Consider the following 12,374-nt stretch of genomic DNA (forward strand, 5'->3'; position numbering starts at 1 on the left):
TAAGCCCACCAGCGCCGATGGTACTGCTAACGCGGGAGAGTAGGTCGCCGCCAGTTTTTTTTTAAACCTCATACAGCAATGTGTGAGGTTTTTTTGCTTGCTACCGTAAGGGAGACGTAAAAGGTGAGAAGTGAGAAGTGAGAAGTGAGAAGTAAGAGGTGAGAGGTGAGAGGTGAGAGGTAAGAAGTAAGAAGGATATTCAGGTGTACGTTTAACGTTCAGGGTTTAAAGTTTCAGGGTTTAAGTTCAGGGTTTAGAGTTTAAGACTTAACGTTAGGGTTTAAATTAAGATTGAATATTCAGCGTTTGATGTTTTGATATTTAAAATATTTACGATCAGATTGGGAGTCCAGGACTTTATTATTTAACCTGAGTTCGGTTTAAGCAAAATTTAAAAATAATTGACCGTCTTTTACTGTTTTCAGGTTAAGTGACGGTTTTTTGGTAAAGAAGCAATGAGCAGTTAGTACACCCAAAATGTTCATTTTATTATTTAAATTCAGGCAGCATACAGGAACACCCTGTCAATATCTTTCCTCTATCACTCATACCTCTTCTTCACGACCTAAAACTTTACCTCTTACCTCTCACCTCTCACTTTTCTTCTTACTTCTTACTTCTTACTTCTCACTTCTTACTTCTCACTTTTTCACTTCCTCCTAGCCTCGATAGAAACGGTTACCCCGCAGCAGGAGATGAAAAGAAGGGGATTATGCCCGGAAAAACCCCGGCGCGAGGAGTATGAGTGGATAGCGAGAGAAAGCTCCTTGAACAAGATATTATTGCACTATCAGACCTTGAAAATAATAAATGATTGTAATGCGTTAAAGTGCCAAAATTGAAGGTTTTATCGTTAATATGTTTATGCATTATTACAATAAAAAAACCTCCGGCATAAAACCGAAGGCTGTAAATTTTTATTTAATTAGAATATCCTATCAATTCTTCCTTTTTTGAATTGTAAATTCTGTATTCTAAATATTTAAATGAGTCTCTTGGAACGACGATAACCCATTTTTTGTATTTCATGAACCATTTCATCTGGATGCTGTTAAAGCCTTTGGTAAGGTAAGCTTCCACAAATGGATGTACATGCAGGTAAAGCTTGCCTTTTTCCTTTTGCATGATGGTTCTGAGGGTTTCTCCCATTCGTTCGACAATAACGATCGGAGCAACGATTTCTCCGTCTTTATTGGGGTTTTCTTCTTTGGTCTCAATCTGTTTTTCCGGACGGTTTCTTTGTCGGGTAATTTGAATAAGGCCGAATTTGCTTGGTGGAAGTATTTTATGTCGTGCTTTGTCACGTTTCATTTCTTCCTTGAGATGTTCATAAAGATCTCTTCTGTGTTCCGGGTTTGTCATGTCGATGAAATCGATTACGATAATTCCTCCCATATCACGAAGACGGAGTTGCCGGGCGATTTCGGTGGCAGCCATTTTGTTGACTTTCAGTGCATGTTCTTTATTCACGGCTGTTCCGGTAGTAATATTGTTTCCGGAGTTTACATCAACCACATGAAGGGCTTCTGTATGTTCTATGACAAGATACGCACCTTTTGAGCTTGGAATGTTAACGTGTTTTCCAAAACTTTGCTTAAGCTGTTTTTCTACATTGTAATATTCCAGAAGAGGAATATGGGAATCATAGAAATGGACAATATTCTTTCTTTCAGGAGCTATAACCTCGAGGTAATTTTTCATTTCACCCACCATTTGTTCGTCATCACAGGTGATGCTTACAAAATCCTGGTTAAAATTGTCTCTTAATATTGCTGAAGCTTTATCATCTTCACTCAGGACTCTTGACGGAACCTTGTTTTTCTGGATATTTTTAAAAGCAGTTTCCCATTTCTGGATCAGCTGATTCATATCATTATGCAGATCAGCAACTTTTTTTCCTTCGGCAACTGTTCTGATGATTACCCCAAAACCTTCAGGCTTAATACTTTCGATAAGGGTTCTCAGCCTTTCCTTTTCTTCAGAGCTTTTAACTTTTTTTGAAATAGATACTTTATTATCAAAAGGGATGAGCACCAGAAAGCGGCCTGTAAGCGAAATCTGGGTGGATATTCTCGGCCCTTTTGTAGAGATGGGCTCTTTGGTAATCTGAAGCAAAATTACGTCATCTTTGGCGATGACTTTATCTACAGTTCCGTTTTTATCTATTTCGGGTTGTATCTCGAAATTTTTTAAGCTTGATGTGCTTTGCTTTTTGGAAATTGTATCCCTTAGAAATTTTCTGTAAGTAAGATATTGCGGACCCAGATCCTGGTAATGAAGAAAAGCATCCTTTTCATAGCCGATATTTACAAACGCAGCGTTCAGGTTGGGAGCCAGCTTTTTAACTTTCCCGATAAACAAATCTCCAACTATAAAGTCACTTTTGTCCTCTTGCTCATGAAGTTCACATAGTCTTCCGTCTTCCAGCAGTGCAATCTTCGTTAGATCATCTTCATGCGAAACGATTAGTTCTTTCTTCATTTTATTGTAAGATAAAAATTGTTAAGAAGGTAGAAAACAGGCGTATATTTCATCATATAAATTTATCCTTAAATTAAGAATTAGTATTGAATGATCCGTATTTTTTTTAATAAAAATATATAATCCTGATTATCGCATCTTAATAGTTGCAAAAACAAAATATAGTCGGTGAACCTTTAAAAATTTAAAATCACCAACTATATTATATATTTAAATCTCAGGAAATGAGATTATTTTTTCTTATGTCTGTTTGCTCTTCTTCTCTTTTTTCTTTTGTGAGTTGCAACCTTGTGTCTTTTTCTTTTCTTTCCGCTTGGCATAATTATAATTTTTTAGTAACTAGTTAATATTCAGTTAATTCTTTATTTTACGGTAACTTTCGTTTTTACTTTCTCCACAAAAGATTTTGATGGCTTGAAAGCAGGAATGTTATGTGCAGGGATTTCAATTGCAGTGTTCTTGGAGATGTTTCTTCCTGTCTTAGCTGCTCTTGTTTTAATGATAAAAGATCCAAAACCTCTCAAATAAACATTATCTCCATTATACATAGAAGTTCTGATTTCTTGCATAAAAGCTTCTACAACTTTCTGTGTTTCATTCTTTTCGGTTCCCAACTTATTTGAGATGGTGTTTACCAATTCTGCCTTTGTCATTTCCTTATTTTAATTTTAAATTTTAGGTGTGCAAATTTAGTTAAAAAAATTGAATATTAGCAAATTAGTGGCAAAATATTTTTCGGTAAGCGATTGAAAACTGACTGTTTACTTATTATGAATGGACTGTTAAATCACCATTACATACTGGAATTATAGTATCCGTTCTCTACACAGAAGCGGATAAGGTGAAGTTTTGTCTTCAGTCCCAGTTTTTCCGTAAGGCGGTTGATGTAAGTATCAATTGTTCTGGTACTGAGGTTCAGCTTTTCAGCAATTTCTTTATTGCTGAAGCCTTCATAGCAGAATTTCATAAGCTGGATTTCCGTTGGCGAAAGTTCTTCCTGGCTTTTTTTCTGTCGTTCCATGTACTCCATCACAGCCAGGGGCTGCTGCTCCCATTGTTTGCTGTATGATTCATAATCAAAGTTTTCGCCGGTTACTTTCCCTTTGATAATATCTTTAATGATATTGCTTTTTTTCTGGCAGTAATACAAATTGGGAATTTTGGAAAGAATTTCCGCCATATCTTCCTGGTAAGTCCCGGAATAAGTGATGATGGGCGTTTCTGTATTGCTTTTACGGATATATTTTATCGCTTCAAGCCCGCTGAGTACCGGCATAAATAGTTCTACAATAAATACGTCTTCCTGTCTTCTGTAATTTCTGCTGATCAGCTCATGGCCATTATTGCAGTCGTTAAGAATTATATAGAATGGGTTTTCGGTAAGCATTTTAATCAGGATCTTTTTAAAATAAAAATCACTGTCTGCTATGGAAAACCGCACAGTTTTTGTTAATAATTTGCTCACGTTAATATCGATTTGGTGAATGATGATTATAATCAGATTACTAAATTAGGAAAATTAGCTGAAAGTGAAAATTAAACTTAATTTAATTAAAAAATTAATATTATTTCATTAAAATTCGTAAATTTTGTGAATAAATTATTTTTTTATAATTTCACCAGACCAAACAAATCACAAACATATGTCTTCGAACCGGGAGAAAAAATTAAACAAAGCAGACGTCAGGATAGGCATTTGGAAATTTATTCTATCGTTTATCGTTCTATCAGGTGTTTCCTTCATCTGTGTCTTTTTCTTTTTTAAAAGCTACGACATCCAGAGGCAGGGTATTAAAAAAGAAGCAGACGACTACCGCTTCCTTCTTACCAGAAGCAATCTTCTTAAAGATCATGTAGACAGTATATTTTACCGCATGGATCAACTGGATATTAACAGGGTGCAAAATGATATTTTTCTGAGAAATGCAATCATGGAAGATGTGCGTAATGCAAGAAATGCCATGGATAAAGACAGTGCTGATCATTTTAAGCATTATTCCATTCTCATGAAGCAGATCGAGCCTATGCTGGCCTTAAAGAAACAGATTATTGATGTTTCCTACCAAGAACAGGTAGCTTTGAGGAATCTCAATGAATGTAAAGGAAAGATCGGAATCATCAACAATGAACTTAAAGTAGACCCAACCAGAAAATTTTCAGGAATGAGGCGAAGAAGATAAAAACGAACACTATGCAAGGACAAATCACATTATCAAAAAAAGAAAGGCATTATCAGTTTTTATATTTAATCTTAATGCTTTTTGCGGCACTTATTTTTATGGGAATCATTTTCTTACGGGCTTTTCAGTCTCCGTTTTCAGATAACGATATAGTTTCTATACAGATGCTTGAAGAAAAGGCCAAATTCGATCAGAAGCAGAAGTCATCTTTCAAAGTGATGGACAGTACATTTTCTATGATTAATAAACTTACGGATGAAGCTCCACAGCCTTTTGTGGAAAATAATATCATGTACGGAATCAACGATGTGGCCGGATATTATCAAAACGGAGAAAATATCAACGATATCAGAAAAGAGGCATATCCGCAGATCGCAAAGTTTTATAAAATGTATTTCAACGACAAAAAAATTATTTCCAGCAAAACGGAGAATATTAAAAACTTTGAAAAGCAGTTTGATGAATGTTCCATAGGGTTTAAAGAAAAGAGAAGCCAACTCTTTCAGCGAGAAACCGCTTTACAATCGAGATCCCAGTAAACACAAACACCAAAAAATACACTAAAGCACAATACACATCACAATCATTAACTATGAATTACTTTCAGAAAAACAAGAAAAACATTATTATCGGTGTTATAGCAACATTGTTAATAGCTGCGCTGGTGGCATTATGGCTGCAGAAGAAAGTGATACATTCCTCAGACGATATTGTCGGGGTTGTATATCCATCTACCCTGAAAGTGGGAGATACCCTTTCATTTGAGGACAAAACACAGTTCGCCAAAACCAAATTATGGAATTTCGGGGACGGTACTACCAGCAATAAAAACCAAGGCATCCACTTTTATAACAAGCCGGGATATTATCAGGTAACCTTAATTATTGATAATAAATATTCCAAATCTTTTCCCATCATCGTCTCTGCAAGGACAGTACCTAAAAAGGACAGTGTAAAAACGGTAACACTTATTGATGCTCCATCGCAGGCTATGCAGTTTGAAAACGTGCAGTTCCGTGCTATTTCAGACGGGAAACAGTTCACCTGGAAGTTTGGGGAAACCGGAAGAATTGATTCCAAAGACAAATTGGCAATCTATTCTTATCAAAAGCCGGGCGATTATGTGGTAAGCCTTATTACAGATGAAACAGCAGAGCCTGTGCTTCACCAGATTAAAATTTTGCCTGCTTACGATGCACTGGAAGAAGAAGTAAGCGTGGAAGACAGTTATGCTAAAATTGATAATGATTTTAAATACCATCTTCAGCAGATAGCCTACGGAAACAGCTTCAACATGCATTACAATTACCTGTTGAGGACCTACCTGTGTAACAACGAAAATACAGTTGTAAAGGTAAATGACAGCAAGGTTAATAATTTTTATATGTATTGTGCAGGACTTCAGTTTGATAAAAACAATATCATTCAGACCGTTAAAGTAAATTTTGACGATGCGCAGAACTGCGTTACAAAAGTTGACATTAACCAAAGCAAATAACCACGCCTTTTCAGGGCATCACACCAATCATAAAATATAAAAAGGATGAAAAATAAACTTCCTCTAGCAGCATATTATATCGGATTATCAGTATTGCTGACAGCCTGTCAGGTAAAATTGCCGTCCAAAAGAACGCCTGAACCTTCACATTACGGGCAGGTAGATAATTCTTCTGTAGTTAATGGTTTTCCTAAAAAAGCAGTTCCGTGGATTGCCATTTCGGACCGTTCAAGAAATACGGCCTATCTCGATAAAAGTGACGAAAAATCATACAAAGAAGTTAAATTTCTCGAGCCGCTCATGGTCCTTAAGCACAGAAATGGCATGGTGAAAGTAGCGGAATATATTCCCGATGCTTTAATGAAAAAAGTATCCTCCAAACAGGTGAAAACCTACGGCTGGATTCCGGAATCTGATCTTCTTTTATGGAGCAGTTCGCTGAAAAGCGAAAAAACAGGCTTCCCAGTAAAAGTTGCAGTGGTACCCAATAATACTGAAGTCATCAAAAATTCCGAAAGATATTATAAGAATGATTCCATCATGGTGTTCAATTCGCCAAGCCTTATCGAGCAGGCAGATGTGAAAATTCCGAATGGACAGATGGTGTATGTTTATAAACAGGCAGAAAACAACAAGCGATTTCTGGTAGGTAAAAAGCCTAGTATTGATATAGACAGTATCGGAACGAGCCTTTACGGGTGGGTAAGCTCAAACGTAATTTCAAGCTGGGGTGAGCGTTCTGCCGTTAAAATGAAAAATACAACCGGAATTACGGAGACTACTTTAGGCATACATGAAGGATCTCCGGGAGGAAATGATTCGGAAAATCGTGTTGCAGTTCTGCTTACCGATGTTAATAAAAGAACACCGCTTGAGAATATTTTTCCGGTAAATTTACCGCTGAATGAACCACCTGCTCCGGATTCCAAAACCAAATATTTCACCAATATTCTGGATTACAGTAAAAATTATGTATTCAATGTATTAGGAGAACCTATTTATTTTGACAGGTATAGAGAAATCACCGAGAAAAATAAAAAAATCAATATTGTATTTACCCTTGATATCAGTGCTCCGAACGCTCCATATGCTCCAATTGTGAAATCTCTTTTACAGGATTTACAGCTGAGATTTGAAAAACCTTCTTATTTTAATCAGGTACGTTATGGTGTGGTGTTGTATAAAAATAATCCTTGCGGAGACAATGTGGCGGTGTCTCCGTTAAACACAGATTATAGCAAGATCACATCCTTCATTGATCAGAAAAGCAATGAAATGAACTGTGCCAGCAACAGCGGATATCAGCCTGTAAATGAAGGATTGATGGCTGCGGGAGATCTTCTCTCCAATTTTCCGGACGAAACTAATATTGTTGTTACCGTAGGAACCTCAGCCGCACAAAGCGGAAACATGTACGGCGTGATCAATTCTCTTACACAGGCCCAGGCAAGACTCATCATGTTCCAGACAAGCGCACGATCATCAGATACCTACAATGATTTTGTACTAATGTCGGAGAATGTAGTCACGAATACCGCCAAAAATATTGCTGAACTGAAGAAGCAGAAAATTATTAATCAGAATGACGTTTTAACCAAAAATAATTTCAATCTTGTAGAAGGGGATGAAGGTTTCTTTTCACTAGATTATCCTAAACAAAGTATGGCCCAGGGATTTGTTATCTTCCCTAAAAAAGGAGACATTGCAACGCCGGGATATTTGAAAAAATCCGTAGACAGCCTTATCGCCCAGGTAACTTTGGATAATACAACGTTGGATAAATCTTTAAATGATTATTTTCATTCATCGGTTGGAGCCGGAAGAACGGATGTAGACCTGAAGTACAAATATCTTTATCCCGGACTTACAAATCCGGTTCCTGCAGGTATTGCGGCACAGCTTATCAATTACGGAAACCCGTTCCTGGTAAAAGGATATATTCCGAAAGAGCTTAAAGACTTTAAACCCGGACTTGAAAAAGGAATTCTTATTTCTGAAACCGAATATGATAATTTAAAATTATTCTATACCGAAGTCTATCAGAAAACGGGAGCAGAAAGAGCAGATTTCAGTCAGGCAAGAGCTGTGAGGGAATATGTAAAATTGCTGAAAAAATATAATCCAACCTTAAAATTTCTGGATAAAGGCGATCTTTACAAACAACCTATGGCTTATTCTGTGGGGGTAAGCACTGGTTTTGATAATTCAGAAGAAGAATTGATGTCGAAATACATGCTGAAAGGCTGGAAAAAATCTAAAATTGTCACCAACGAAACGGCCCGAAATTATTTCCGTCATTATAAAGATCTGGCAGAAAGAATGCTTTCGCACAGGAATGATCCGGCTGTAAAAATCCAGCAGAACGGACAGACTTTTTATTGGCTGAATGAATATTTTATGCCAACCATGCAGCCTACTGAGCAACCCGAATATACTAAACATTAATAACTTATAATATTAAAAAGCGGAATTTAATTCTGCTTTTTTTATTTTTTAATGTAATTTTTTTTATCTTTGATGCTACCCAAATCATAAATATTATGTCACAGCAATCATCTCCTCATGACGGAAAGCACTTCGTCGTACAGAAAGGTAAAGCCCAGTGCAATCAGGGTGATCAGTTTCCTCAGTATAAAGTGACTTCCCATCAGAAACATTTCTGGAATGACTCTGATGGTAATAATGATTTTCTGGCCGTTACAGAAGATGATCTTCAATTTACACCTTCCGGTCCTAGTTTTGGAAAATGCAAGCTGAAGCCCAGCTCCGGAGGAAATCTTCCTTGTTCTTATGCGCCTGCCGGAAAATGGCAGAAAACCTATGATAAAGTAAAGATCATGGATAAAAAAATCGTTACGGAAGTATCGGAGCTGCAATGTGTCGTTGGTGGAAAAATAACCATTAAAGATCATGGCCAAAGAGGGCAGATGAGCAAAAAGAGTGTAAAGAATGCCGACAATAAAACGGTACAGCATATTAATCCGTTGGTCAACATGCAGGACTATAAAGAAACCGTTCTGGAAAGTGAAATTGACGCTTATTAATTCATCCTTATAAAAACGCTTTCTATGTCTAAAAAAGGAGTTTCAAAAATTTCAGGAAATCCAACACCTGCCATTGGGGAAAAAACCACCTATATCGTTACAGACTGGTATCCTTCGACACCCGCCGGTGAGAGAAATCCCGCTGCTGTAACCTGGGAGCTTTTTAAAAAAAGAGCCAACGGAAGTTTTACCACAACCAATATCAAAAAAAAAGGGGATGGAAGCTTTACTTTCGGTGAAGTTGCCGCGAAAAATACTTATCGCCTGGAAGCGTATCTCCATGAACCCGAAGGCAGCGGTCCGACAACCATCGATATTACTCCTCAGCTTGCAGGAACACCGGAAATTACAAAAGTGGAACTCCGCTATGCAGATGATACTCCGGGAACGGTGTTCAGCTATACCGACAAGCTTATCGCAAAAGCGATTTGCATAAATCTTACGGGAAAAAAGCTGGTATTTACGCTCTGGGAAGATGATGCTGCAGGAAACGGTCATAATGCCGGTAATCTTTTTGTAGACAGCCGTGAAGCTATTGTCGACAGAACCGGAACTGCAACTGCCGAATTTGTTTTAACAAAAGCTTTAATGCAGAAGGCGGCTCAGGGTGAAACGGATCCTCAGAAACTTGAATTTTATGTTACCGTAGAATATTACAGCAACAGAAAGCATGCTACCAATAACGTCGAAGTTCAGAATCCGGAATATAGAGAACCAGCTCAGCAGACACAGCAATCAGGTTCGCCTCAGCAAAATTCCGGACCTTCGCAGCCTTCACAACAACAGCCGGTTTCAAGAACTCAACAAAGCGGAGCGGAAGATAATGATGCAACGCAACCCGATGCTTCTAATCAAACGAACGGAACAATAGAACCGGAACAGCAGCCAACTCCTCAGCAACCGGAAGGAAGAACAACAAGCGTTGTAGAGGAGCCCAAAGCTGAAAGTCTTCTCGATGCCTATTTTGCAAAAGAAGAATTCACAAAGGAAACTGATGAAACGGATGGCAATTACACCTACACATTTGCATCAAACAACAATAATATCAACAAAGATACTGTCGCGCAGATTATTAAAGGCAAAGTTGACCCTGCCGTAAAAAAGGATAAAAAATACGCAAAATTTGAGACCATAAAAAGTGCGCTCACCAAAACCTCCTATGCAAAGGGCGAAACGATTTCGTTTGCTTTATATAAATTAGGACCTGTATTTGTAAAAATAAATAATGCACCGCTGGAAGAAGAAGTATATGTTGTGGCAACTACCATGCTCCTTGATGGGAAAGAAGTCAGCATAAACATAAAAGAAAAGGAAGCGATATTAATTGAAAATGATGCCAATCTTCCTGTATTGGAAGCGAAAGAAAACGGAGCCGAAATAACAACCTTAAAAGCAATAGCACAAAACGGACTCGCTAAAGTTAAAATAAAACTCCGCCCGCAATCCGATGATACGCTGAAAGAGTGGAAGGAAAAATTAACGGGAATAAAAGACGGAACTCATACATATACATTCGGAGGAAACGGAAATAATACAGCAACAGCACAGCAAAAAAGAAGAATCGCAGGAATTATCATCAATAAAATAAAAGCCGAGCTGGCAGAACAGAAAAAATTTGCAAAGAGTGAGGCGATAGAAAAGGCACTTACCAAAGAAGTGTACAACAAAGACGAGCAGATTACCTTTGATGTTTATAAAAGCGTTACCGAATATTTGTGGCTAAAAGCCGAATGCACAGGAAATTTACAAAAGCATGAAGGCGAATTCCTGAAAAAAGACGGAGCCTATTTCGAGATTGGTAAAAAATGCCCTAGATGTACGGAGAAAATTACCATTGAACAAATTGAAGAGCTGTACGGTTCTTTACCGGCTCATAAAGCTTTCAGACAGGAGGTGGTGGATAATCTGAACAAATACATCTTTGATTCGGGTAAAGAAATACACATCAATACGTGTCTTAGAAAAGCACATTTCTTTGCGCAGGTTGGTGCCGAAACATTAGGAATAAACCCGGACTGGATGGTGGAAACAGATAAATTCCGGTACTCAAAATCACGAAGTTTGAGTATTTTCGGGCAAAGAGCTGCCAATCTCAATGCTGCCGGACTGCTGGAAACTTATTGCAGCGAAAATCCGCAGAGACGACTGATGAATTATATGTACGCCGCAGAAAACGGTTTTGGAAACGGAAATGGGAATGAAGCCAGCGGCGATGGCTACCTTTTCAGAGGAAGAGGGCTGAAACAGCTTACCGGCCGCGGAAATTACAGAAGTGCTGCCAATTATATCAAAGAAATTTTCCCTGATGAATACACAGACCTCGAAGCAGATCCTGATAAAGTAAAAGAAGCGAAGTATGCTGTTTTAACCGCAATTGCTTTCTGGGAAAAACACGAAATCTGGAAAACGGCAGACACGGTAAAAGTTTCTACATTGGATAACGTGAAGAAAGTAAGAAGGCTTGTTAATCCCGGACTGGCAGGATTGGGAGATGCCAAATCGTATTTCGATAAAGGGATTACCGTATTCAAAGTAAATTCGTGTTCTCCTGTTGAAGGCGGCGATTCTACTTGGCATGACCCGATAGACAATCCGCAAAGGACTTATTATAATTCCAGCGGTGTACACAGGGAACAAAACGGAGCCTTCGGGCCGGTAAGAACAAGAATCGTAAACGGTCAGGCTGTTCCAAGAAACCATCAGGGGCTGGATATTTTTGCAGACGTGGATACTCCCTGCAAAGCCTGTCTGGACGGAACAATTGTGAGCTATACAAATGAAGGAAGTGCAGGATACGGAAATGTACTCGTTCTGGAAGTCAGTGGAGAAGATTTAAGAAAAGCCAAAAGAAATTATACGCACGAATTTACGGCGGAAGTAGAAAGTGGATCAGGTTTTGATATTAATGCTGATAAATTTTATCTTCGTTATGCCCATTTAAAATCAGCAGTAAAAACCAGCGGAGAAGTTACGGCAGGTGAAACAATCTGCTATTCAGGTGATTCCGGAAATGCAAGCGGGGTTCCGAATCCGCACCTGCACTTTGAAGTTGCTATGAACGCCACCGGAAACGGAACAGGCCTGCAGAACAGATACAACCCAGCCTATTTTGTAAGGCTTACTGCAATCGATCAGCCGGCGCAGCAGGCTGTAAAGGACGCAAGATCTTAA

At 38.3% G+C, this 12,374-nt stretch carries 9 protein-coding genes and 1 pseudogene; 6 read left to right on the forward strand and 4 right to left on the reverse strand.

The window, feature by feature from the left end; translation table 11 throughout:
* Positions 1 to 380 precede the first annotated feature (380 nt).
* The 4 genes and pseudogenes from BUA76_RS19575 to BUA76_RS10095 all read right to left on the reverse strand — a co-directional run.
* Positions 381 to 494, reverse strand: a pseudogene (locus BUA76_RS19575) (IS982 family transposase); the annotation flags it as partial.
* Positions 495 to 921: 427 nt separating this feature from the next.
* Positions 922 to 2,481 (reverse strand): Rne/Rng family ribonuclease, encoded by a 1,560-nt coding sequence (locus tag BUA76_RS10085; RefSeq protein ID WP_072884694.1) that lies wholly within the window; start codon positions 2,479 to 2,481, stop codon positions 922 to 924.
* A 362-nt stretch (positions 2,482 to 2,843) separates the two neighbouring features.
* Positions 2,844 to 3,134, reverse strand: a complete 291-nt coding sequence (locus BUA76_RS10090; protein WP_027388329.1) for an HU family DNA-binding protein — start codon at positions 3,132 to 3,134, stop codon at positions 2,844 to 2,846.
* 140 nt (positions 3,135 to 3,274) lie between these two features.
* Positions 3,275 to 3,946: a response regulator transcription factor gene (locus BUA76_RS10095; RefSeq protein ID WP_072884695.1), complete on the reverse strand. Its 672-nt coding sequence runs from the start codon at positions 3,944 to 3,946 to the stop codon at positions 3,275 to 3,277.
* Positions 3,947 to 4,124: 178 nt separating this feature from the next.
* Here BUA76_RS10095 and tssO point away from each other — a divergent pair, with 178 nt between their 5' ends.
* The 6 genes from tssO (at position 4,125) to BUA76_RS10125 (ending at position 12,374) form a co-directional block, all read left to right on the forward strand.
* Positions 4,125 to 4,661, forward strand: a complete 537-nt coding sequence (gene tssO / locus BUA76_RS10100) for a type VI secretion system TssO (RefSeq protein WP_072884696.1) — start codon at positions 4,125 to 4,127, stop codon at positions 4,659 to 4,661.
* An 11-nt stretch (positions 4,662 to 4,672) separates the two neighbouring features.
* Entirely contained in the window at positions 4,673 to 5,200 is a 528-nt protein-coding gene (locus BUA76_RS10105; protein ID WP_072884697.1) for a type VI secretion system transmembrane protein TssO, read from the forward strand.
* A 53-nt stretch (positions 5,201 to 5,253) separates the two neighbouring features.
* The gene (locus tag BUA76_RS10110; RefSeq protein WP_072884698.1) at positions 5,254 to 6,159 is read left to right on the forward strand and encodes a PKD domain-containing protein; all 906 of its coding nucleotides are present in this window, start codon (positions 5,254 to 5,256) and stop codon (positions 6,157 to 6,159) included.
* Between the two features lie 45 nt (positions 6,160 to 6,204).
* Positions 6,205 to 8,604, forward strand: a complete 2,400-nt coding sequence (gene tssR, locus BUA76_RS10115; RefSeq protein WP_072884699.1) for a type VI secretion system protein TssR domain-containing protein — start codon at positions 6,205 to 6,207, stop codon at positions 8,602 to 8,604.
* Between the two features lie 95 nt (positions 8,605 to 8,699).
* Positions 8,700 to 9,203 carry a DUF4280 domain-containing protein gene (locus BUA76_RS10120; protein ID WP_072884700.1) on the forward strand — a complete coding sequence of 168 codons (504 nt, stop codon included), beginning with the start codon at positions 8,700 to 8,702 and terminating at the stop codon, positions 9,201 to 9,203.
* Positions 9,204 to 9,227: 24 nt separating this feature from the next.
* The gene (locus tag BUA76_RS10125; RefSeq protein ID WP_072884701.1) at positions 9,228 to 12,374 is read left to right on the forward strand and encodes a peptidoglycan DD-metalloendopeptidase family protein; all 3,147 of its coding nucleotides are present in this window, start codon (positions 9,228 to 9,230) and stop codon (positions 12,372 to 12,374) included.

Origin of the sequence: Chryseobacterium takakiae, assembly GCF_900129385.1 — a bacterium.
Taxonomy (GTDB): Bacteria; Bacteroidota; Bacteroidia; order Flavobacteriales; family Weeksellaceae; genus Chryseobacterium; species Chryseobacterium takakiae.

Coding starts and splice junctions, on each gene's coding strand:
- BUA76_RS10085 (WP_072884694.1), bottom strand. CDS start 2,481: ATGAAGAAAGAACTAATCGTTTCGCATGAAGATGATCTAACGAAGATT.
- tssO (WP_072884696.1), top strand. CDS start 4,125: ATGTCTTCGAACCGGGAGAAAAAATTAAACAAAGCAGACGTCAGGATA.
- BUA76_RS10110 (WP_072884698.1), top strand. CDS start 5,254: ATGAATTACTTTCAGAAAAACAAGAAAAACATTATTATCGGTGTTATA.
- tssR (WP_072884699.1), top strand. CDS start 6,205: ATGAAAAATAAACTTCCTCTAGCAGCATATTATATCGGATTATCAGTA.
- BUA76_RS10120 (WP_072884700.1), top strand. CDS start 8,700: ATGTCACAGCAATCATCTCCTCATGACGGAAAGCACTTCGTCGTACAG.
- BUA76_RS10125 (WP_072884701.1), top strand. CDS start 9,228: ATGTCTAAAAAAGGAGTTTCAAAAATTTCAGGAAATCCAACACCTGCC.
- BUA76_RS10090 (WP_027388329.1), bottom strand. CDS start 3,134: ATGACAAAGGCAGAATTGGTAAACACCATCTCAAATAAGTTGGGAACC.
- BUA76_RS10105 (WP_072884697.1), top strand. CDS start 4,673: ATGCAAGGACAAATCACATTATCAAAAAAAGAAAGGCATTATCAGTTT.